We start from the raw sequence: 20,720 nt of genomic DNA on the forward strand, positions 1-20,720 counted from the left end.
CCTACCCGTTACTCGTTAGGACTCGGTTTCTTCGAGGGCAGAGGCCAGCGCCGTCATCGCCTCCTCGGAAGTCGTGTCCTGATTGACCGCGCGGTTTGCCTGCTGGGCGATGTTGCTCGTCTGGTCGCCCCAGACGGCCGTCGTCGGACGCGGCATCGTGTTCTCACCGGCCACTCGTAGGGTGTCCATGTATCGGCCAGTCGGCTCCTGATCGCGTGCGGTGTCCGAGTTGAACAGCTCCGGTTTCGGCGGGAGCCAGCCCCATAGCTTCAGCAGGTCGAGGTTGAACGAGTCCTGTGTGACCGCACGGAACAGTTCGATGAGCCCCTCGGTGTTCTCGGAGTTCGGGTTGGCGACGACGTGCCAGCCGCCCAGTGCCGACGTGGTGCCGCCGGTGCCGGGCTGTGCGGCCTCGGATTCCGGGACGCCGTAGGGAATCGGCATCGTGCCCAGATCCTGTCCGAACACGTCCTCGCTGCCGGCACTGGCGATGGCGTAGGGCCAGTTGCGGTGGAACGCGGAGTTACCCTCCTCGAAGGGGGCGAGCGAGGGGTTCTCGATCCAGCTGAGGATGTTGGTCGGTGTGAAGCCCCCGCCGTAGCCGTCGAACTCCCCGCCGAAGTCCTCGTTGTGGACGAACTTCCGCATCATGTTGAGCGACTTGATCGTCTCGGGTTCGTCGACCGTGATCGGTCGGTCGCCGACCGGACCGAACAGGTTGTCGCGGCCGCCGAAGTACGCGCCGCCCCACGAGGACATGACCTCGTTGAACGTACAGCAGGCCGTGCCGACGTAGATGTCCCACTGCGTCGTGAACCCGTAGTCGAGTCCGGCGTTGTCCTGGATGTCGGCGGCGATGTTCGACCACTCCTCCCACGTCATCGGCTCGGTCGCCCAGTTGTTCGACTCGGGGCTGTAGCCGGCGTTTTCCGCGAGGTCCTTCCGGTAGAGAAGCGTCGGGAAGTCCGGGAACAGCGGCACGCCAAAGAGGTTGCCGCTCCCCGGGTCCCGGGCGGTGTCGGTAAAGCCCTGGAAGTAGTCGTTGTTGACCGTCGACAGGATCTCCTCGGGGAGCATCTCCGTGAGGTTCTGGATCTGGCCCCGCTGGATGAAGATGTTCACCCAGCCGTTGTCCATCAACATTGCGTCGGGCTTCGTCTCGCCGGCGCTGAGCCGACGGTTGAAGTTCGACCGGACTTCGCCGGTGTCCTGACTTTGTCGGGCGAACGTCAGTTCGACCCAGTCCGGGAGTCCGGCGTTGCGGAAGGCGTCACGCACGCCCTGCTCGGCCTCCGAGAGGATGTCCGCGCCCATACTGAGCTGGATCGTCTGTGTCTCCCGGCCGCTGCCGTCACCGGTCGAACCGCCGTCGCCACCGCTGTCGCCATCGCCGCCGTCGCCACCGCCGCCGACGAAGTCGGCACAGCCGGCGATACCGGCTGTCACGCCAGTCGCTCCGGCAGCCTGCACAAACCGCCGCCTGGAGACACTAGACCGTCTTCTGCTGTCACGCTTGTCTTGGTCCGACATACCTACTCAGAGATATAACGGATATACCTTAAAGTTTATCCATAATTAACCACTGGTGTTGTTAATAGATCGTCGTCAGGCTGCGCATAATTATTAGTGAAGAACCTGGCCGGTGCGAACGGCCGGTGGGGCGAGGTGGACTGCATCGAGCGCAGAAACACACACCGGGCGCAAACGGAGACAGATTCGGAGTCCACTCAGAGCCGATAGACGGCGGCCTCGTAGGGCCGAAACTCGGTCGCCGCTGGATTTTCTGGGGGGTCGTCGTAATTAGCAACGAGCGCATCGGAATCGGCCGTTTCGACCGCGTCACACTCGAACGTGGCTGGGGCGTCGGACCAGTTGAGAACGATCAACAAGGTTTCCGCTTCCAGCGTGCGCGTGTACGCACAGAACTGGCCGTGGTCGGGCAACAGGAGATCGAAGTCGCCGTAGACGAGTGGGGTCTCCTCGTGGCGGAACCGAATGAGGTCACGGTAGTAGTACCAGATCGAGGACTCGTCGGCGAGTGCCGATTCGACGTTCACTTCGGGGTAGTCGTCGTTGACGCGGAGCCACGGCTCGCCGTCGGTGAACCCGGCGTGGTCGTCGGCGCTCCACTGCATCGGCGTGCGCGCGTGGTCCCGGCTGTCCTCGTTTACCGCCTCGCGCAGGTCATCGAACCCGTCGGCCTCGCCCGCTTCGATAGCGAGTTCGACCCGCTGGAGAGTGTCCGGGTCGTCGATCTCGTCAAGGCGCTCGAACTCGGCGTTGGTCATCCCGATCTCCTCGCCCTGATAAACGTGTGGCGTCCCGCGAAGCGTCAGCAGGAAGGTTGCCAGCAGCGTCGCGGATTCGACGCGATACGACTCGTCGCCCCACCACGACACCGACCGGGGCTGGTCGTGGTTCCCGAGACACGGCGCGACCCACGCGCCGGCTGTCTGTTGCCAGGACGCCAGGACGCGTTTCAGGTCCGAAAGTGCCCAGTCCGGGCTCGCCCAGCGGCCGTCGTCTTCGGAGTCCATCCCGTCGCGGACGAACTGGAACGTCATGTCGAGCCCGTCCCCGTCCGGCCCGCAGTAGGCCTCGGCGTCGGCTGGAGTGATGTGGCTCATCTCAGCGACGGTCATCACGTCGCGCCCGGCGAAGGTTTCGTCGTGGAGTTCGCGGAGGTACTCGTGGATTCGCGGTCCGTTGAAGTAGTGTTCGTTCCCGAGCAGGCCGGACTCGGGGTCGCCGTCAGGATACCCCGCCGGCTTCGAGAGGAGATTGATCGCGTCGAGCCGGAACCCGTCGATCCCCTTGTCGAGCCACAAGTTGACCATCTCGTAGATGTCCTTGCGGACTGCCGGGACTCGCCAGTTGAGGTCCGGCTGTTTTTCGTGAAAGAGGTGGAGATACCACTGGCCGCGTTCCTCGTCGTACGTCCAGGCGGGGCCGCCGAATATCGACTCCCAGTTGTTCGGGGGCTCGTCGGGGTCCCCATCGACCCAGTGGTAGTAGTCCTCGTAGGGACCTTCGCGCCGACGCGAGCGCTGGAACCACTCGTGCTCGTTGGAGGTGTGGTTGACCACGAGGTCCATGATGAGCCGGATATCGCGGTCGTGGAGAGCCGACAGGAGCCGTTCCCAGTCGCGCATGTCGCCGAAGTCGTCGTGTATCTCCCGATAGTTCCTGATGTCGTACCCGTTGTCTGCGTTCGGGGAGTCGTAGACGGGGCCGACCCAGAGCACGTCGACACCCAGGTCATCGAAGTAGTCCGCCTTCTCGGTTATTCCGGGAATATCGCCGACACCGTCGCCGTCGGTGTCGTTGAAGCTCCGCGGGTACACCTCGTAGACGACCGCTTCTTTCCACCACGTTTTGTCGAGTTCGTTGTCTGTGTCGGCTTGGTTCATGTGGATTCCTCGGTGTGTCGCTGTTTCGCGCTGCCTTGCACGATTAGCCCCATCCAGCCGACGGAGCCAGCGGGACGTGCTGCGCGGTCAGTCGTAGCGAATGTCGACGATCGTTATCTCGGTTGCCTCTATCTCTTCGATAACAGCGCCCCACCCGCCGATCTCGTACGTCTCGTCGTCGGTGACGAGCGTCGCGCTGACGCGACCCGCCAACTGGGCAAGCGGGACCGGGTCCTGCCGTCCCATGCTACTCCCGGTGTAGTCGACGCCGGTGATAGTCCCTTCCACGCTCACGGATTCGTTCGTCTCGGTGACGTAGCCGGCGACAATCGCCGTGATCGTCGCCCCTTCGTTTAACAGCGGTTCGATGTCCCGGACGGCGTGGCGGAGGTCGACGTACGTCGTCGGCGTCTCCGGCGTCCGCTCCGTGTACAGCGTGTCCCAAATCTCCCACAGACAGGTCAGGAAAAACCAGTGGAACACGTAGGTGTGGGTCCGGTCCTTGACGAGTACGCCGTACTCGTTGACCGAGTTGTGGTGGGGCGCAAAGCACGTCCAGGTCCGGTCGACCAGGACGAAAAACGGAGCCGGAATATCGCGGTTCCGGGCCTCCGTGCAGGTCCCTTCGATGTCGTCTAACGGGGGCAACTCATCGTCTGGGCTCGTACAGATACTCAGTTTGATGTTCACGCCGCGGTCGTGGGCAGCCATGAGTTGCTCGCGAACGGCGTAGAACTGCTCCGGGTTCACACCGACCTGAATCTGGTTTTCGGCCTCTTTGATGAGCTCCCGAGACCGAGTTACGACGGTCTCGAACCGCTTGACGATGCTGACCTCGTGGTCGGAGATCTCTGGCTGGTTCCAGCGGTCCTCGATGGTCTCGGCCGCGTCGAGGTACTTGCTCGACCGGGACCGCAGGTCCTCGAGCACCACATCGGGGTTGCGGGCGCGGGCGGTCAGGCTATCCTGCTGGAACGTTTCGATGTATCCCTTCGTCTCTAAGTCCCGGAGCACGTCGTAAATCCGCGGGTCCGGAACGTCACAGGAGTCGGCGATGTCGGTCGCCGATGCGGTCCCCAGCCCCAGCAACGCCACGTAGGCCTCCGCCTGATACGGGGAGAGACCGGCATCCTCGAGGACATCGGTTAGTTCGCTGTCGTCCATGTGTGTGCAGGGAAACTGAGTATACAGTTAACGTGCATGGTTATCTATCAAGCTCTGCGCTCAGTCCTTGCCCTCGACCGGCCACTGGGGCTGTTTCGGGGCCTCGATGCGGGCACATTCCTCGTCGGTCAGGTCGACACCGAGTGCGCCGACGTTCTCCTCCAGTTGGGCCATCGTCCGCGGACCGATGATCGGCGCATCGACCACCGCCTGGTGGCAGAGCCACGCCAGACTGACCTGTGCCGGCGTCGCGTCCTTGGCGTCGGCAATCGCTCGCACCTCGTCGAGTACCGCCCAGTTCTCGTCGCTGAACCGGTTTGCCGTGTATTCGTCCGTACTCGCCCGGCCTTCGGAGCGGTCGCCGTCGCGCTCGTATTTCCCGGCGAGGAAACCGCCGGCCAGTGGCGACCACGGGACGACGCCGACACCCTCCATCTCACACACAGGAAGGAGGTTCGCCTCCTCGTGGCGGTCGACGGCGTTGTATTCCGGCTGCATCGAAACGAACCACTCGTATCCCTCGATGTCCGCGGTGTACAGCGCCTTCTGGAACTGCCAGTTCGCCATCGTGCTCGCGCCGATGTAGCGGACTAGCCCCTCATCGACGAGATACGTCAGCGCGTCCAGTGTCTCCTCGATGGGCGTGTCGTCGTCCCACCGGTGAATCTGGTAGAGGTCGAGGTAGTCGACACCGAGCCGGTCCAGCGTCGCATGGCACTGGTCGATGATGTGTTTCTTCGAGAGGCCGCTGCCGTTTGGTCCATCGTGCATATCGAAGTACACCTTCGAGGCCAGGACCACTTCGCCACGGCGGGCGGAGTCGACAGCGTCACCCAGTATCCGCTCGCTCTCGCCGTTCGAGTACGCGTTGGCCGTATCGAAGAAGTTGATGCCCAGATCGAGTGCCCGTTCGAGTATCCGGCGGCTCTCTGCCTCGTCGTTTAGCATCCAGGGCTCTTCGCTCCCGAAGTTCATCGTTCCGAGACAGAGTTCGGACACCTCGAGCCCTGTCGACCCGAGCGTGGTGTATGTCACCGGCGAATCGCTCATGTCACTTTGTACCACAGCTGTTGTTAAAGAATTTTGGGACTGCCGAACGTTGTGCCGCCATGAGCCAGTTATCCACTCCGTGCGAGGTCGAACCGATAGACCTGCTCGATGCCCTCAGTGACGAATCATACACCGGAGAGAACCGATGTTGGCCGTGTACGGTCCTGAATCTGGGGCTCGTCGGCCTTCTCGCTTTGTTCCTGCGCGCACGCGAGCGCTCGCTGGCAAGCTTGCTGGTCGCTGTCGTCGGCGTCGCGGTGATCTATCTCCGTGGTTATCTGGTTCCGTACACACCGGCGTTCGCCCCGAGGCTCGTGGCGGGGTCACCGATTCCGGACGAGTGGTTCCATAGAGCGTCGGCACACAGAGAGTCACCCTCCGAAGACGTGACTCACGAGGAGAGCGAGTCGCTGGCCGACGACGTGGAACTGGACGGCGAGACTGTCTTCGGAGAGCTATCGGCGGCCGGTGTCATCGAAGTCGAGGACGAGCAACTGTTTCTCTCAGAAGGAGTCGATACGGCGTGGCACGAGCGGATGGACGAACTGGCCGAACACTCGCTCGAGGACCTCTCGGCGACACTGCAGTCGTCACTCCCGCAGATCGACCACGCGGAACCCTACGTTGACGACGCGGAGTGGGTCGTCCTCGGCTCGGATCCCGGCGAACTCCTCGCCCGTCCGGTCGCCGTCGCCGAACTCGCAGCGTATGAGGTACTCAGCGAACCGCTCACCGACGAGCGGCTCACAGTCGCCGGCACGGAGGCCTTCCGGATGTTTCTGGATAGCTGCCCCGTGTGTAACTCCGAACTGGTCGAGTCGTCGACGGTGTCGTGCTGTGGCGGCCATCTGGGACCCCGTCAGGACCCCGACGAAACGCTTGTCTGTCCGACCTGCGAGCAGCGCCTCTACACCTTCGAGGGGGCCAATTGAAACAACGTGCCCGCAGTGCCCGTATCGTGTACAGCCGGACTGCTGGTATGTCGGTGGGCGAGCCGGAATACCGCTTACTATAGTAACAATTGAAACGATTTACACACTGATCGCACTGCTGTCGTGCGATCAGGTCTGCATTGATTTTCAATGGCTACTATAGCTGTAATTCATATAATCAAAAACCAATGCCAAATAAAAACTACCGGGGTTGATTCATGTTCGCCGCGTACTGGGTAACGCAGAGACCGACGCGTCGGTTGCCCACCAACAGTCATGGAATATTCAGATACAAAACAGGTTGTCGATGAGTCATTCGAGTTCCCGGTGACGCATACAGCTGTGCTCGAACAGATCGGTTCCACTGAGATAACGTCTCCCTCCGGCGATTCGATTACTATTCAAGAGATTTTGGCTCCAGTTGAAGAAGAAAGTTATCCGTCTTCGGACGCGCTTTACACTGCAATAATCGGCAACCTGGACGATACATTCATCGGACGCAAATATTATGATGACCGAGGCGGCACGGCAATCGGAACCGAGGTCGAGGACGAGGCTACCGTTTCATTCTGAGACCTGCTGCGACTATGGAACTACAACGGCGCTATAGTAACAATTGAAACGATTTACACACTGATCGCACTGCTGTCGTGCGATCAGGTGTGCATTGATTTTCAACGGCTACTATAGTCAGAGTTCCGCGCTTTGTACTGCCTAGTTCGGGTCGAGTGTGCCGACGGTTCTCTGCCACTCTTGCGCGAGCGGACGATGGGTGGGGAACGGCGGGACGGACCCGCCTGACCGCTGGTGCGTGCGGTCCCCCATGCAACCATGCTGCGAGCAGACGGTTGGCTTCGGCCGGGTGGGAGATGGCTGACGACTGACTGAAATCGCCGCAAGCCGTCCCCGAAGATCAGGGGAAAACCCAGCCGCTAGCGAAGAACAACGGCTGTTGTAAATAGATTTTGGTGGGTGCAGAACACTGCCTATTAAATCCTCGCACACGGAGATAGGAATATGAAGAATATCGACGACCTCGTCGACAGCGCGTCCGACCTGGCACAGCGTGGCCTCTCTAAGGGTGAGATCGCTGACGAACTCAACGTCTCTCGGGAGACGGCGAGCTGGCTGGTCGAACGGAGTGGTACAGGTACCAAACCGGAGACGAGCGACGACGGCGGTCCCCACGATATCCACGTCGACTGGTCCGCAGTCGGGCGGGACAGCAACCGTCTGTACCACACCGGGGCGGCGATGGCGGATCTGCTCTCGAAGAAAGGCGACGACGTGGACCTCACCATCGGGATCGAGAAGGCGGGCGCACCGCTTGCGACGACTGTCGCACGGGAATTAGAGACCGACCTCGGGACCTACGCCCCGACAAAACACCAGTGGGACGACGACGAGACCGAGACCACCGACGGCTCCTTTTCCCGAAACTTCGCACAGATCCGGGATCGGGACTGCTACGTGGTCGACGACACCATCACGAGCGGCAAGACGATGGGCGAGACCATCGACGCGATCCACGAGCAGGGCGGCAACCCCGTGGCCTGCGTCGTGCTGGCCGACAAGCGCGGCGTCGGTGACATCCGCGGTGTCCCGGTGTATTCCCTGCTGCAGGTCATCCGAGTCGGCAGCGACGGCGATTCGTAAGCGACCCTGGCGGACTGCTCCGACTGCTGGCGTTTTTCGAGCGGATACTGCTTCTGAATCCCCGTAAGCGACGTGTCCGCACGAGAGACTACCCTTTTATCCGTGCCGTGCATACGCAGCGCTATGACTGTGCTGTCGTTCGACGAACAGGGCGTGGATGTCGTCTACGAGGGGACCGAGTTCCGCCTCGAAAAAGCCCTCATCGAGGACGCCATCGAGAAATCGTATCCGAACGTGACCGACCACGAGGTACTGCAGATGGTCGAACCCGAACCGACACTCTCGGGAGAACCCCAGCGTATCGCCGAAATCGTGAGCTGAGACACGTTTCGTACCCTCGACGGTCATAGACCCGTCGTAGGAACAGGGGTCTTCGAAGAACCTATACTCCGTTTTCAGCCGTTCATGACCGCGATTATGCACTAATTAAGCACCTGAGCAGTAGGCATTTAAGCCGTCAGCGCACACTGGCTCATAATGTCAGACCCACGTATCGCCGGGGCCGGCGTGACACACTTCGGGGAACATCCCGAACGGACCGGCCGAGATCTGTTCGCCGAGGCCGGGCTGGAAGCACTGGATGACGCCGGAATCGACCCGGAGGACGCCGAGGCCCTCTACTACGGCAACTTCATGGGAGAACTCGCGGAACACCAGGGCCATCAGGGGCCGCTGATGGCCGAGGCCATCGGGCTGGATGTCCCAGCCACTCGCGTCGAGGCGGCCTGTGCGTCGGCCGGCGCAGCCATCCGCGAGGGCGTCAAAACCCTCCGGAACGGCGAAGCAGAGGTCGTCGTCGTCGGTGGCGCGGAGCGGATGACCAACATCGGGACGGCCGCAGCGACGGACGCACTCGCCATCGCCGCGGACGACCTCTATGAGGTCCGCGCCGGGATGACCTTCCCCGGGGCGTACGCGCTGATGGCCCGGTCGTACTTCGACCAGTACGGCGGCTCACGCGAAGATCTCGCTCATATCGCCGTCAAGAACCACGAGCACGCGCTGGTCAACGACCACGCCCAGATTCAGAAGGAAATCACCGTCGAGGACGCGCTGGAGGCCCCCACGATTGCGGACCCACTCGGGCTCTATGACTCCTGTCCGATAACCGACGGGGCGGCCGCCACCGTCCTGACGACGGAGTCCTACGCTGCGGAGCACGATCTGGATGCCCCGGTCGCCATCACCGGCACCGGCCAGGGCGGCGACAACCTCGCACTGCAGGACCGCCCCCACCTGGCCCAGACACCTGCCGCGGACAAGGCCGCTGAGGAGGCCTACGACGACGCCGGCGTCGACCCCGACGACGTGGATTTCGCCGAAGTCCACGACTGTTTCACCATCGCTGAAGTGCTCGCAATCGAGTCACTGGGCTTCTACGAACGCGGTGAGGGCATCGCCGCGGCCCGCAACGGCGAAACGACACGCGACGGCGACCTGCCGATAAACCTCTCTGGCGGGCTGAAAGCCAAGGGCCACCCGGTCGGCGCAACCGGTGTCGCCCAGTTGGCGACGGTCGCCTGGGTGCTCGACGGGTCACATCCGCGGGCCGACGCCGTCCCGGACGGGACCGTCGGCGTCGCCCACAACGCCGGCGGCACCGTCGCGTCTACGACTGTCCACGTCATGGAGGTGCAAGAATGAGCGAATCAGCACAAGACGGCGAGTACGACGAGTGGCTCGATAGCATCGAATCGGGCGACGGCTACTACCTCGAATGCTCGAACGGCCACGGGTGGCTCCCGCCCCGGCGGGTGTGTCCCCGCTGTCACGACCAAGACCTCGAAGAGGTCGACCTGCCCGAATCCGGCGAGATCGCGAGCCACACGACGATTTCCGTCCCGACGCCGCAGTTCGAGGACGACGCCCCCTACGTCACCGCTATCGCTGACTTCGGGCCGGTGTCGGTCACGGGCCTCGTCCACGACGTGGACCCGGACGAGGTCGCCATCGACGACCTGGTCGGAATCGATGTCGGCGAGCGGGTGACGACTGGCGACAGAGCCGTCGTGTTCCGCCCGCGCTGAATCTCAGTTCTCGACCGTTACCGAAGTCACTCTGTCCCGAACCACGTCAACGAACTCGCCAGGGTGTTCGACGTGGGGCAAGAGCAGCGAATCACCGAACACGACGAGCATCGCGTCGGCCTGTTCGGCCAGGTCGCGGCCCTCCGACAGCGGCGTGATGTCGGCGTCCTCACCCCACACCAGCGTCACGGGCACGTCAAGGCCCGCGAGCACCTCGCCGAGGTCGTCCTCGGGGTCGAGGAAGCCGGTGACGAACGACGCCGGCGCGAAGCGCGCGCCGGGCTGGTGACCGCTTTGCCACTCGTAATCGACGACCTCGTCGGTGAGGTTGTCCATGTCGTAGTAGCCGTGATCGGCGTGGAAGTGGCGGATAGAGGGCTTCGAGACGGTGAGGTTGTAGATGGCCTCGCCGATGACGGGAGCCCGCAGCAGCGAGCGGAGCCCGACGTTGCGACTCCCCATCGAACTGTCCGTCGGGCAGATGAGGATGAGCTCTGTAACGTCGACTTCCTGTGCCGCGCTGGCGGCGTAGGCCCCGGTCAGCGACGACGCGACGACGGTCGCGTCGGTGGTGTTGTCTTCGATGAAATCCCGGACGAAGGCCGTGTACAGCGACGCCGAGTACAAAAGCGGTGGCCGGTCTGTGTGCCCAAAGCCCGGCAGGTCCGGCGCGATGACGTGGTAGTCCTCGGCCAGCGTCTCGAACACCGTGTGGAACTCATGGCTGCTGGCTGCGGCGTTGATACCGTGGAACAACACGAGGTCCGGGTCCGATGGGTCACCGGCCTCGGTGTAGGCGATGTCGAAGCCGCGCCAGCGGTAGGTCCCCTGTTCCCCGTCCAGCATCGGCTCGAACGCGCCGGCCCGTGACTGCAGCACGCGGTTTGCGGCGGCTGTCGCGCCGACCGCGCCAACGACTGCACCGAGCGCCTTGCGGAGTTTCATACAAGCGTTTGTAGGGAACCGGGCCATGTTATACGTAGGGGGACACTTCGCGCCGTCACGCGAGGTCGGGTGTCTAAGGGAGTCACGATTCCAGCTCGTTCTGCTGATTGAATGCACAAGCGAAGTGTTGGCTTCGGTTGTCGGCGATATATCGATACACCCTGGTTCCAACGCGGCTAACGGGGCTAAGCCCTGTGAGAAAGACGAGCGGCGCGAACAGCTTGGATTGGCGCAGTAGCTCTCGGAATGCGTGGTAACCGGCGTAGGGCCGGTCATCTTCGTCGAAGACATACATTGCGTTCTCGAAGTCCACGTCGTCAAGCTCGCGGTATCGCTCCGGAACCGTAGACTGCGTGTGAAACGTGATGCGCTCGTTCACGTCGAGAAGTTTGAATGGGAGGAGGCTACGAGCACAGAAGAGACAGTGTTCGTCGAACACGAGGGTCAGTTCTCGGTCGCTCGCGAGGGCGGCATACACTCGGTCCCAAGAAAAAAACAGCCCGAGAAACATAATAGAGTCGAAAAAGACGATATCGAGCGAAAGCCAGATGCCGACGTGGAAGCCATACAGCCCCAGGACTACGGTGGTAACGCCGACGCCTGCCAGCAGCGTAATCAGCAGGCCCAGCTCCAAGACGAGGGTCCCGATAGCGGCGAGCGTGACGAGAACGGGGTAGCCCAGTAATGGTTCGGCGAGCGGGTTCGAACCCGGCATAAACGAATCAAAGAGTAGCAGCGTTCGGCTCAGGTTCTCCGGGGCGACCCATGCGACCGGACCGTTGACCACCTTCGCGAATCCTGACCCAAAGTAAATGATACCGACCACCAGTAAGCTCCAACGGAGCGCGTCCGCTCGGAAAGAGTCTGAGACGGAACCAGTCAGCCTATCGACCAAGCTCGCCGGCGAGCCCGACCCGGCCGACCGGATAGCGTCAACCGACAGTCGGTCCCGATGCCGATACAGCCCGAAGAAGACAAGCATGTACATCCCGATGAACAGCGCGGTCGTGCCGCCGCTCGTGTTATAAACGTACCGAACAACACCCATGTGACCGACGATAACCGCACTCACTAGCGACGAGAGCCGCAGCCGATAGCCGACGGCGAACGCCGTGAGTGTGATCAGCAACAGGTACTTTTCGGCGACCATGATAGTCGGAGACGGAGGGATAAGAACCGCGTAGCCCTCGTACAGCACGAGAGGGATGTCATAGAGTTGCCGCCAGTCGTACCAGACTGTTTTCCAGAAGAAGTAGAAGGCGAGAAACACGCGCGCGAACGCGGTATTTATCGGTGAGTCCCTGATTGGGTTCCGCACGTAATTGACGAACTTCATGCCGGTACCTCCGCACGGATTGACGGTTGCTTGACCGGCGGCTGGGCCCTGTCTGTGCGAGCGACTGCACTGTCGGCATTGCCTGTGGACGCTCGCGTCCCGTTCGACTCTCTCTCAAAATGCTCGTCGAGCATCGTCTCAGAGAGGCTCGTGATTCGTTGCCCGTCAGATGAGGTGGTCACTGTCATTTTGTATAGACGAATCCCGACAAAACGGTCATAGTCGTCGATGGTTTCGGGCCGCCACTGGGTCCAGACACCGCTATGTGGTGGGAATCGCAGGAACCGAAGCATAGAGGGGTCTTCGAGATGGGACCGGTAATCGCGGGACTCGTTCAATAGGTGCTGCATGACTACCCGCCGCTCCTGGGGCGACCTAGACATGTGCGAATGATGCAGTAGATGCATCGACATACCGGCGTCACCCGAGAGCGTCGCTTTTGCGTCGAACGCCAGTTCATTGTTCTGGGTATCGACGACCCGGTACTGATACAGCGTCTGTGTCTGCTCCTGCGGGCTCGAGAACTTGTGCCAGTGGACAAGCGGCAGCGGGGCGAAGCTGAGTATCATGCTGGTGACGAGCAACGCCGAAACGAGTCCGGCGACGTAGCCTTTCCGGACGTACCTTTTCCGATGAAACGTAATCGCGACGGCAGTCGCAAAAAAGAATCCAATAAAAAAGAGCGGGACCAGCACTTGGGTGTACTGGAGGGCGAAATCCAGCAACACAGTCGTCACCGGTTTGAGTGGTCCGGGCATTCAGCCATTACCTCCATTCCGGGCTCTCGGACAGAGCGGTGGGCTGTCAATCGTCATGGCTCGCCACCTACCGCATTCGCGGTACTGAAAACCGAGCATGATCATTCAACCAAGGCATGAACTAATTAGTATAGTCCGTTTACTAGTCAGTAGAGACAGTTTGAACAGACCGCCACTCCCGCAGACTGATGACACGGGGAAACGCTCTGACCCGTGTCGGGATAATCGCCCCAGCTACTTGCGGTTCGGGTGCCGGAACAGCCGCCCCGTGACGGGAGCTAACGCGATGAGCGCTACTTTCGTCACTCGTCGAGACAGTCTCGAAGCGGTGTGAGGATTTCATCGACGACCGTGTACGGGTCCGTGTGGCGTTCGATCACGGCGTCGACGTAGCTGTCGATGCCGCCTCGTCGGTCGAGTTCTCCGGCCAGCAGTTCGTTGGCGTCCTCCCGGAGAAGGGTCCGAATCTCGGCGGCGAAGCGCTCTCTGGCTTGTCCTTCTCGGCGACCGGTTCGATCCAGATAGTCCCCGTGGTCGGCCAGCGCGTCCAGAAAGTCCTCGACGCCCTCGCCCCGGTTGGCGACCGTCTCGACGATGGGCGGGTTCCACGTCTCCGCCGCGTCATCGTCGTCCTCGGTGTCGGAATCGCCGGCGGCCTCGCTACCGTGGTCGTCAGCGAGTTCGGTCGCGCCGTGGTGGCCGGTCTCCGGCCGTCCGCTCCGACCCTGTAGCATCTCCCGGAGTTGCTGGACAGTCCGGTCGGCCCCGTCGAGGTCGGCCTTGTTGACCACGAACACGTCACCGATTTCGAGGATACCGGCCTTGAGCATCTGTACGTCGTCGCCGCTGCCCGGCGGGACCAGCACGGCGACGGTGTCGGCGGTGCGGACGATGTCGACCTCGTTCTGTCCCGCGCCGACCGTTTCGACGATGATCTTGTCCTTGCCGAAGGCGTCCAGGGCCGTGACGGCGTCCGTCGTCGCGGTCGACAGCCCGCCCAGCGAGCCCCGGGCGGACATCGACCGGAAGAACATGTCCATGTCGCCGGCGTTCGAAGCCATCCGAATCCGGTCGCCCAGCACCGCGCCGCCCGAAAACGGCGAGGACGGGTCGATAGCGATGACGCCGACGGTCAGGCCCTGCTCGCGGTAGGTCGCCGCCACCTTGTCGACCAGCGTGGACTTGCCCGCGCCTGGACTGCCGGTAACACCGATAACGTCGGCGGTCCCGGTGTGCTGATGGAGGTCGGAGATTATCTCCCGGTACCCCGGCGAACGGTTCTCGATTTGTGTGATGACTCTGGCGAGGGCGCTGTGCTTGCCCGCGAGCAGGTCCTCGACGAGGTCGCTCATCGCTCGGGCGCGTGCTCGTGGATGTAGTCGATCATCTCCTCCATCGACGCGCCGGGGCCGAATATCTCGTCGACGCCCAGGTTCCGGAGTTCGTCCTTGTCGTCGTCCGGGACGATGCCGCCGACCAGGATCAGCCGGTCGTCGAAGGCGTCGTACTCCTTCAGGCCGTCGAGGATTTTCGGGACCAGCGTGTTGTGTGCCCCCGAGAGAATGGAAATGCCGACGACATCCACGTCCTCCTGTACGGCGGCCTGCACGACCTCGTCCGGTGCGCGGTGCAGGCCCGAGTAGATCACCTCGAAGCCGGCGTCCCGGAGCGCCCGCGCGATGACGTGTGCGCCTCGGTCGTGGCCGTCGAGTCCCACCTTCGCCACCAGACACCTGATGGTCCGTTCCGTCTGCTCCTGCTCGACACTCATGGCAGTACGTACCGCGCGGTGTGTTTTCATTCTTACCATGTTCATGATGAACCATGTTATTTACCAGCCCCCTCACGGCAGTCGGTTTGTCCTGTCTTGTCCGGTCGAAGCCAAGCGAGGGGACCACGGCGAAACGAGTTCACGGAACGACAATTCTAAGTTCACCGCTCGCGGCGTCTCCAACAGTGCGAACAGTCGCCGTCATCCCCGCGTACAACGAGTCGAGCACCATCGGGTCGGTGATCGACGGAACGAGCCAGTACGTCGACGAGGTCGTGGTCGTCGACGACGGCTCGACGGACGACACCGCGTCCATAGCCCGAGAACACGGCGCACACGTCGTTACGCACGTGTTCAACACCGGCGTTGGCGGGGCCGTCAGAACGGGCTACCAGTACGCCATCCGCCACGACTACGACTTCGTCGTGCAGGTCGACGCCGACGGCCAGCACGACCCGGAGAAGATCCCGACCCTGCTGGACCACGCCGAGGACGCGGACATGGTCATCGGCAGCCGCTACCTCAACGAGAGCATCGACGACTACCCGCTCATCAGGCGGCTGGGTATCACCTTCTTCACGACCGTCGTTCGCAAACTCGGCGGTATCGACATTACCGACGTGACCAGCGGTTTCCGCGTCTACCGCGTGTCGGCGTTGAAAGACATCCTCCATCGCTCGGACAACCACTGGGCGGTCGAGCAGACGCTCGATGCGGCCCAGCGCGGCCAGCGGATCGAAGAGATATCGATAGAGATGCCGATTCGGGACGAGGGCGAGTCGCAGTTCAGCCTCGACACGCTCGTCCTCTACCCGATTCGCATGACTGACACGGTGTTTCGCGTCCTCCTCTTTCGCTAATCATGGTCTTTGGATTCGACTACTCACTGGTCAATCTCCTGTCGCTGGTCGTCGGACTGGCCTTCCTCACGAACGGCTACGTCATCGTCAGGAGCGAACGGGAATCGCTAGAGCTGTTCGTGATGTCGCTACTGCTTGGCGCGGGACTCATCGTCGTCGCTATCGTGCCCAACGTGTTCGAAATCGTGGCGCGGGTGCTGGGCTTGGAACTGAAAGCCCGGGCCATCCTCGTCATCTCGAACCTGACGCTGTTCGTGGCGGTGACGTACCTGCTCAACCGCATCGGCCACATGTACGACCGCCTGTCGCGGCTGAACGAGGAGCTGAGTCTCCTCCGGAGCGAACTGGAGGAACACCAGTTACAGACCGAGGACACGCAGGATGAGTAATCGCGCGGTGCTGTCGATAGATTTCGAACTGTTCACCCAGACGCCGGCCTACCGAAGCGCGTCGGGGACGACCGACCGCGACGGCGTCGGCCTTGACGGCGGCCGGTTTTTCAGGGAGATACTCGCGGAGTACGACGCGACTTCGACCGCGTTCGTGGTGTCGGAAGTCGCCGAAACCCACCCCGACGCAGTTAGGGCACTTGCCGACTCGGGGCTGGAAATCGCTTCCCACACGCACACCCATCAGTTACTTTCGGACCTCGACAGCGACGGACGACGAGCGGAACTAAGCCAGTCGAAGGCGGTGCTGGAGCGGGTCACCGGCGACGTTGTCTCCGGGTTCCGCGCGCCCGCCTTCGACATCACCGACGACCACTTCGACTTGCTGGCCGACACCGGCTACACCTACGATTCGAGCGTCGTTTCCAGCCGGTCGATTCCGGGCTGGTACGGCGGCGAGTACGACGTTCACGAACCCGTTCCGGCGACGGAGATTCGGGCGGACGCGCCGGCCACCATCACGGAGTTCCCGGCCAGCGTCATGCCCGGCCTGCAGTTGCCCCTGACCGGGACCTGGCTCCGGTTTTTCGGCCCGCGGTACACGATTCTGGGCATGAAACTGCTCGCCCGCCGGGGAATCACGCCGATGCTGTACGTCCATCCGTGGGAACTGGTGGACCTGCCAGCCGTCGAAGGGGTACCGACGCGGGTGTACGTCAGGACCGGCGACTGGATGCGCCGGGCCGTCGAGCGGATTCTCAAGCAGGACTTCGAATTCACGACCGCACGGGCTGTGCTGGAGGATGGTGAAACGGCCGCGACACATCTACAGAGGGGCGAGACAGTGTGACCAGTCGGGCTCGTGATCTGGGGATCACGGTCGCCCAGTACGGGATCGCCGTCGTGGCGCTGGCGTGGCTGCTCACGCAGTTCGACATCGCCAGCGCGGTCGACCTGCTCGCCGGTGTCAGCATCGAGACGACGCTTGCGATTGTCGCTATCAGCGTCCTCGGCATCTGCGGCCGGGCCTATTCGTGGTACTCGGTGATGTCCCCGCTGGCTCCCGTCCGGTTCCGGACGGCCGCCGGGACGACGCTCATCGTGAACTTCGTCAATCAGTTGCTCCCCTCCCGGCTCTCCGGGCGGCTGGCCGCGCCGTTCGTCCTCCGGAGCCAGACCGGGATGGCCTACAGCGACGCCGCGGCGGCGTCGGCGCTGCACACCGGCATCTTCGCGCTTTACTACGGCGTCGCGGCTACCGCCGGACTTGTCCTGGCGATCCCACTCCTCCGGGTCGAACTCCTCGCGCTGTTGGCGCTTGCGACGAGCCTGTACTTCGCGGCCGGTCTCGCGATACTGTTTGGCGGCCTCAACCTCTCCTCTCTGGACCGGCTCATCGGCTGGCTATCGGGGGTTGCGGCACGGATCCCACGCGTCGGCGAGACGCTCGCGGCGCGTCTCGATGGACTGCTCGAATTCACCGACAGTTCGACCACGACCTTCCGGACGCTCGTCGGCAAGCCAGGGGTGTGGCTCCGCTACGCGGTCGGCTGGACAGTCGACCTAGTCCTCGCGCCCGGCGTGCGCGTCGGCCTCCTGCTTGGGAGTTTCGGCACGGCGTTCGAGCCGCTCGTGGCGCTGCCACTGTATCTGTTGGTGGCCTACAGCGTGACGCTCCTGCCCCTGACGCCGGGCGGCATCGGCATCACCGAGGCCACGGCGACGGCGGTGTTCGTCGCGCTGGGCATCCCAGCCGAGGTCATCGTCCCCATCATCTTCGTCGACCGGTTCCTCGGTATCTACCTGCCGTCGCTGGCGGGCTGGTACCCTTCGGTGCGGCTCGACCTCTCGCCGTTGACGGCGGAGTAGCCGGGGCTGAGTGTCAGTTGGGAAGAAGGCCTTAGAACGGCGGATCGCGTTCCGGGTCGCACTCGCCGGTGCGCTCCAGAATGAGCGTGTACTGGTTCGCCGCGAGTTCCTGCTCGTCGGCGAACTGGTCTGTGTGCGGGACGACGCCGAGTCGAAGCAGATCGGTGAACGAGCCCGGCGTCGGCCGCTGGGGGACGAAGTTCGGCGGGCGCTCCCCGAACTCGGCGACGATTTCGTAGTTCTCCTCCTCGTTCAAGAGATTCCGGAGGTAGGTGGCCTGCGCATCGCCGTTTCGGTAGTAGGTGTCCTCTTTGAGATACAGCAGATCCCGATACCCGATCTGGATGTACCGCGGACAGTGCATCGCCCCTTGGGCGTCGTCCTCATCAAAGGAGTACCGGGCGGGCATCGAGTGCGGGATGGCGGTGTCCTGAATGTGGACGCGGTAGGTCTCGACCACGTCGCCCTCCTCGCTGTTGTATTCGAGCCAGGCCGTCGCTTCGTCGCGGGGCATCGACGCGAACTGCGCGGTCCCAACGCCGGCGTAGACGGCCGTCGTCACCAGCAGGACGGCCATCACCGGCCGAGCGAAACTGGTCGAGCGCTCGCGGAGTTGCACCAGTCGACCGCTGACGAGCAAGGCAATAAGGGGGAACGTCGGCAGGAGGTGGTGGACACGGAAGTCGTGCCACTGTGAGAACATCACGATGTAGGCCGTTAGGCCCGTCAGGACGAGGACAGTGCCGTGGAAGGCGGAGCCGCGGTCACGCAACGTGGCGACAGTGGCGACGACGCTGGCGGCGGCTGCGGCAAACAGCGGCAAGCCGAGCGCGCTGAAGTAGCCCCGGAGGAACCACCACCACATCGGGGCGTCGGGCCCCGTCGTATGGCTCATCCGCGAGGTCGAGCCGCCGAACACTCGCTCGATGAACGGTTCGGCTCCCGCCACGAGTGCGGTCGGGAACCCGAGGATAATCATGGCGAACCCCAGCAGTGCACCACTCAGCAGGAGCTTCGGACGATACAGCGTCTCCGTCAGCGGCGCGTCGGCGGCGTGGGCGCGCAACAGGAAGGCGACGCCGATGAGAAGGATAACCGGCGCGGCCGTGAGTTTGAACGCGATGGCGACGCCGCCGGCAGCGCTCGCCACCAGAAACAGCGACCCGTCGTCCGTCTGTACGTAGCGGATCAGCAGGTACAGCGCGAGGAGGACGAACGCGAGCGCCGGCATGTCCTCGCCGGCCTCCTTTGAGATCGTGAGGAAGCCGAAGGTCAGCGACAGCACGACGGCCGAGAGCCGGCCGGCGTTGCGGCCCTCGATTGCGACGCCGAGGCGATAGGTAAGGTAGACGGCACAGAGTGCGGCGACGACGTTGGTCAGGCGGACGAAGACGAGACTCCAGGTCCAGATCCACTCGGGCGTGGCGGCCCAGACTTCGTAGTGGCCGAATGCCCAGCCGGGGAAGGCGATGGTCGTGAACGCGCCCAGATCACCGGTTATCGCGGCGACGAGCACGACGGGAAAGATGGCGAGTATATACAGGTACAGCGTCGCGCCGAAGGGCGCTCGGCCCCACTCGACGCCGGCTTTGAGGCCCTCGAAGCTTGGTTCTTCGAGGACCGAGCCGTAGACGGTCATCGCGTCTAGCAGGCGACTGTACTCGTCGCGGGTGGCGAAGTTCGGGATGCGGTGCCAGAACCAGAAGCCGACCATGACGACCGACAGCAGCAGTATATACCGGAGATACGGATCGTCTCGAACGTCGGACCGAACCTGTTCGACGGCGCTCTCGGGGAGGGTCCGCCAGCCACTCATCGTGTCACTGCTCCGGTGGGTGTGGTGAAAAGGCTGCCCTTCTCAGAAATACTCAGCATCGAACTCCCGGCGGAGGATGTAGTGGTTCGCGTACCCGCGGACGTACTTCGCAAACAGCGAGAGATACCCTTCGTCGGCCTCCCTTCGGGCGGACGTTGACACACAGGAGTCAGCGTCGTAGACGATCCGGCCATAGTCTTTCATCCGCAGTGAGAGCTCCGTGTCCTCCATAAACGGGATCTCCTCGTCGAAGCCGCCCGCGGCTTCGAAAGCCTCGGCCCGGAAGCTGCAATTGAAGCCCGGTTGCTGGACGAAGCCAAGCGGCCAGGACACCCGATACCAGTAGTCCGACAGCAGTTTGAACAGCACGCGGTGTTTGAGGCTGTCTTCGAGCGGGCGCGCGGGGCCGCCGACGCCCACCACCTCGTCGTCGGTGTAATGTCTGAGATGCAGGCAGACCCAGTCGTCGGGGACGACCGTATCGGCGTCGGTAAACAGCAAGATCGGGGCTGTCGCGGCCGCGGCTCCGCGGTTCCTCGCGATCCCGGCCCCACCCTCGTCACACCGAACGACGGTGTCGACGTAGGGGGTGTTCCGAGCCACCTCCTCCGTGCCGTCGTCGCCGCCGACTACGACGACCAGTTCCACCGGCTGTGACTCGAAGGGAGCCAGACAGCGGGCCAGTGACTCCGCCTCGTTGTAGGCCGGGACGATAACTGCGGCGTCCATCTGGAGAG

At 62.9% G+C, this 20,720-nt stretch carries 21 protein-coding genes; 10 read left to right on the forward strand and 11 right to left on the reverse strand.

Annotated elements, in window-relative coordinates:
• Positions 1 to 15: 15 nt before the first annotated feature.
• From NDI54_RS09445 to NDI54_RS09460, 4 genes are all read right to left on the reverse strand, one after another.
• Complete coding sequence (locus tag NDI54_RS09445) at positions 16 to 1,530, reverse strand: extracellular solute-binding protein (protein WP_310896197.1); 1,515 nt, start codon at positions 1,528 to 1,530, stop codon at positions 16 to 18.
• A 197-nt stretch (positions 1,531 to 1,727) separates the two neighbouring features.
• A complete protein-coding gene (locus NDI54_RS09450; protein ID WP_310896198.1) occupies positions 1,728 to 3,410 on the reverse strand; it encodes a glycoside hydrolase family 13 protein in 1,683 nt (560 codons plus the stop codon).
• An 87-nt stretch (positions 3,411 to 3,497) separates the two neighbouring features.
• Positions 3,498 to 4,574, reverse strand: a complete 1,077-nt coding sequence (locus NDI54_RS09455; protein ID WP_310896199.1) for a TrmB family transcriptional regulator — start codon at positions 4,572 to 4,574, stop codon at positions 3,498 to 3,500.
• A gap of 60 nt (positions 4,575 to 4,634) precedes the next feature.
• Entirely contained in the window at positions 4,635 to 5,624 is a 990-nt protein-coding gene (locus tag NDI54_RS09460) for an aldo/keto reductase (protein WP_310896200.1), read from the reverse strand.
• Between the two features lie 59 nt (positions 5,625 to 5,683).
• Between NDI54_RS09460 and NDI54_RS09465 the strand changes: the two genes are divergently transcribed.
• The 6 genes from NDI54_RS09465 to NDI54_RS09490 all read left to right on the forward strand — a co-directional run bounded on the left by NDI54_RS09465 (position 5,684) and on the right by NDI54_RS09490 (position 10,239).
• Complete coding sequence (locus tag NDI54_RS09465) at positions 5,684 to 6,556, forward strand: hypothetical protein (RefSeq protein WP_310896201.1); 873 nt, start codon at positions 5,684 to 5,686, stop codon at positions 6,554 to 6,556.
• Positions 6,557 to 6,832: 276 nt separating this feature from the next.
• Positions 6,833 to 7,129 carry a DUF5789 family protein gene (locus tag NDI54_RS09470; protein ID WP_310896202.1) on the forward strand — a complete coding sequence of 99 codons (297 nt, stop codon included), beginning with the start codon at positions 6,833 to 6,835 and terminating at the stop codon, positions 7,127 to 7,129.
• Positions 7,130 to 7,573: 444 nt separating this feature from the next.
• Positions 7,574 to 8,212, forward strand: a complete 639-nt coding sequence (gene gfcR / locus NDI54_RS09475; RefSeq protein WP_310896203.1) for a transcriptional regulator GfcR — start codon at positions 7,574 to 7,576, stop codon at positions 8,210 to 8,212.
• A gap of 123 nt (positions 8,213 to 8,335) precedes the next feature.
• Positions 8,336 to 8,533: a DUF5800 family protein gene (locus tag NDI54_RS09480; protein ID WP_310896204.1), complete on the forward strand. Its 198-nt coding sequence runs from the start codon at positions 8,336 to 8,338 to the stop codon at positions 8,531 to 8,533.
• Between the two features lie 156 nt (positions 8,534 to 8,689).
• Positions 8,690 to 9,856: a thiolase domain-containing protein gene (locus tag NDI54_RS09485; RefSeq protein ID WP_310896205.1), complete on the forward strand. Its 1,167-nt coding sequence runs from the start codon at positions 8,690 to 8,692 to the stop codon at positions 9,854 to 9,856.
• Positions 9,853 to 10,239 carry a Zn-ribbon domain-containing OB-fold protein gene (locus NDI54_RS09490; RefSeq protein WP_310896206.1) on the forward strand — a complete coding sequence of 129 codons (387 nt, stop codon included), beginning with the start codon at positions 9,853 to 9,855 and terminating at the stop codon, positions 10,237 to 10,239. Before NDI54_RS09485 ends, NDI54_RS09490 begins: the two co-directional genes overlap by 4 nt.
• 3 nt (positions 10,240 to 10,242) lie before the next feature.
• Here NDI54_RS09490 and NDI54_RS09495 read toward each other — a convergent pair whose 3' ends face one another.
• The 5 genes from NDI54_RS09495 to NDI54_RS09515 all read right to left on the reverse strand — a co-directional run bounded on the left by NDI54_RS09495 (position 10,243) and on the right by NDI54_RS09515 (position 15,049).
• A complete protein-coding gene (locus NDI54_RS09495) occupies positions 10,243 to 11,184 on the reverse strand; it encodes an alpha/beta fold hydrolase (RefSeq protein ID WP_310896207.1) in 942 nt (313 codons plus the stop codon).
• 82 nt (positions 11,185 to 11,266) lie between these two features.
• Entirely contained in the window at positions 11,267 to 12,520 is a 1,254-nt protein-coding gene (locus tag NDI54_RS09500; RefSeq protein WP_310896208.1) for a DCC1-like thiol-disulfide oxidoreductase family protein, read from the reverse strand.
• Entirely contained in the window at positions 12,517 to 13,278 is a 762-nt protein-coding gene (locus NDI54_RS09505; protein ID WP_310896209.1) for a hypothetical protein, read from the reverse strand. Before NDI54_RS09505 ends, NDI54_RS09500 begins: the two co-directional genes overlap by 4 nt.
• Before the next feature lie 302 nt (positions 13,279 to 13,580).
• Positions 13,581 to 14,630 (reverse strand): methylmalonyl Co-A mutase-associated GTPase MeaB, encoded by a 1,050-nt coding sequence (gene meaB, locus NDI54_RS09510; RefSeq protein ID WP_310896210.1) that lies wholly within the window; start codon positions 14,628 to 14,630, stop codon positions 13,581 to 13,583.
• Positions 14,627 to 15,049 (reverse strand): cobalamin B12-binding domain-containing protein, encoded by a 423-nt coding sequence (locus tag NDI54_RS09515; RefSeq protein ID WP_310896211.1) that lies wholly within the window; start codon positions 15,047 to 15,049, stop codon positions 14,627 to 14,629. The genes meaB and NDI54_RS09515 overlap by 4 nt, the downstream gene beginning before the upstream one ends.
• Before the next feature lie 185 nt (positions 15,050 to 15,234).
• On the opposite strand from NDI54_RS09515, the gene NDI54_RS09520 reads away from it, so the two are divergent.
• Genes NDI54_RS09520 through NDI54_RS09535 form a run of 4 tightly spaced genes read left to right on the forward strand, consistent with a single transcriptional unit; the run spans position 15,235 to position 18,167 of the window.
• Complete coding sequence (locus tag NDI54_RS09520; protein ID WP_310896212.1) at positions 15,235 to 15,909, forward strand: glycosyltransferase family 2 protein; 675 nt, start codon at positions 15,235 to 15,237, stop codon at positions 15,907 to 15,909.
• A gap of 2 nt (positions 15,910 to 15,911) precedes the next feature.
• Complete coding sequence (locus NDI54_RS09525) at positions 15,912 to 16,298, forward strand: DUF2304 domain-containing protein (RefSeq protein ID WP_310896213.1); 387 nt, start codon at positions 15,912 to 15,914, stop codon at positions 16,296 to 16,298.
• Positions 16,291 to 17,148 (forward strand): polysaccharide deacetylase family protein, encoded by an 858-nt coding sequence (locus NDI54_RS09530; protein WP_310896214.1) that lies wholly within the window; start codon positions 16,291 to 16,293, stop codon positions 17,146 to 17,148. Before NDI54_RS09525 ends, NDI54_RS09530 begins: the two co-directional genes overlap by 8 nt.
• Positions 17,145 to 18,167: a lysylphosphatidylglycerol synthase transmembrane domain-containing protein gene (locus tag NDI54_RS09535; RefSeq protein WP_310896215.1), complete on the forward strand. Its 1,023-nt coding sequence runs from the start codon at positions 17,145 to 17,147 to the stop codon at positions 18,165 to 18,167. Before NDI54_RS09530 ends, NDI54_RS09535 begins: the two co-directional genes overlap by 4 nt.
• 31 nt (positions 18,168 to 18,198) lie before the next feature.
• Here the strand turns inward: NDI54_RS09535 and NDI54_RS09540 are convergent, their stop codons facing one another.
• Positions 18,199 to 19,983 carry an ArnT family glycosyltransferase gene (locus NDI54_RS09540; protein ID WP_310896216.1) on the reverse strand — a complete coding sequence of 595 codons (1,785 nt, stop codon included), beginning with the start codon at positions 19,981 to 19,983 and terminating at the stop codon, positions 18,199 to 18,201.
• Between the two features lie 42 nt (positions 19,984 to 20,025).
• Positions 20,026 to 20,712: a glycosyltransferase gene (locus NDI54_RS09545; protein WP_310896217.1), complete on the reverse strand. Its 687-nt coding sequence runs from the start codon at positions 20,710 to 20,712 to the stop codon at positions 20,026 to 20,028.
• Positions 20,713 to 20,720 lie beyond the last annotated feature (8 nt).

The organism is Haloarcula terrestris, from assembly GCF_031624315.1.
Lineage (GTDB): Archaea > Halobacteriota > Halobacteria > Halobacteriales > Haloarculaceae > Haloarcula > Haloarcula terrestris.

Excerpts from the sequence above, each read along its gene's own strand:
- NDI54_RS09445 (WP_310896197.1), bottom strand. The coding sequence starts at position 1,530 with ATGTCGGACCAAGACAAGCGTGACAGCAGAAGACGGTCTAGTGTCTCC.
- NDI54_RS09450 (WP_310896198.1), bottom strand. The coding sequence starts at position 3,410 with ATGAACCAAGCCGACACAGACAACGAACTCGACAAAACGTGGTGGAAA.
- NDI54_RS09455 (WP_310896199.1), bottom strand. The coding sequence starts at position 4,574 with ATGGACGACAGCGAACTAACCGATGTCCTCGAGGATGCCGGTCTCTCC.
- NDI54_RS09460 (WP_310896200.1), bottom strand. The coding sequence starts at position 5,624 with ATGAGCGATTCGCCGGTGACATACACCACGCTCGGGTCGACAGGGCTC.
- NDI54_RS09465 (WP_310896201.1), top strand. The coding sequence starts at position 5,684 with ATGAGCCAGTTATCCACTCCGTGCGAGGTCGAACCGATAGACCTGCTC.
- NDI54_RS09470 (WP_310896202.1), top strand. The coding sequence starts at position 6,833 with ATGGAATATTCAGATACAAAACAGGTTGTCGATGAGTCATTCGAGTTC.
- gfcR (WP_310896203.1), top strand. The coding sequence starts at position 7,574 with ATGAAGAATATCGACGACCTCGTCGACAGCGCGTCCGACCTGGCACAG.
- NDI54_RS09480 (WP_310896204.1), top strand. The coding sequence starts at position 8,336 with ATGACTGTGCTGTCGTTCGACGAACAGGGCGTGGATGTCGTCTACGAG.
- NDI54_RS09485 (WP_310896205.1), top strand. The coding sequence starts at position 8,690 with ATGTCAGACCCACGTATCGCCGGGGCCGGCGTGACACACTTCGGGGAA.
- NDI54_RS09490 (WP_310896206.1), top strand. The coding sequence starts at position 9,853 with ATGAGCGAATCAGCACAAGACGGCGAGTACGACGAGTGGCTCGATAGC.
- NDI54_RS09495 (WP_310896207.1), bottom strand. The coding sequence starts at position 11,184 with ATGAAACTCCGCAAGGCGCTCGGTGCAGTCGTTGGCGCGGTCGGCGCG.
- NDI54_RS09500 (WP_310896208.1), bottom strand. The coding sequence starts at position 12,520 with ATGAAGTTCGTCAATTACGTGCGGAACCCAATCAGGGACTCACCGATA.
- NDI54_RS09505 (WP_310896209.1), bottom strand. The coding sequence starts at position 13,278 with ATGCCCGGACCACTCAAACCGGTGACGACTGTGTTGCTGGATTTCGCC.
- meaB (WP_310896210.1), bottom strand. The coding sequence starts at position 14,630 with ATGAGCGACCTCGTCGAGGACCTGCTCGCGGGCAAGCACAGCGCCCTC.
- NDI54_RS09515 (WP_310896211.1), bottom strand. The coding sequence starts at position 15,049 with ATGAGTGTCGAGCAGGAGCAGACGGAACGGACCATCAGGTGTCTGGTG.
- NDI54_RS09525 (WP_310896213.1), top strand. The coding sequence starts at position 15,912 with ATGGTCTTTGGATTCGACTACTCACTGGTCAATCTCCTGTCGCTGGTC.
- NDI54_RS09530 (WP_310896214.1), top strand. The coding sequence starts at position 16,291 with ATGAGTAATCGCGCGGTGCTGTCGATAGATTTCGAACTGTTCACCCAG.
- NDI54_RS09540 (WP_310896216.1), bottom strand. The coding sequence starts at position 19,983 with ATGAGTGGCTGGCGGACCCTCCCCGAGAGCGCCGTCGAACAGGTTCGG.
- NDI54_RS09545 (WP_310896217.1), bottom strand. The coding sequence starts at position 20,712 with ATGGACGCCGCAGTTATCGTCCCGGCCTACAACGAGGCGGAGTCACTG.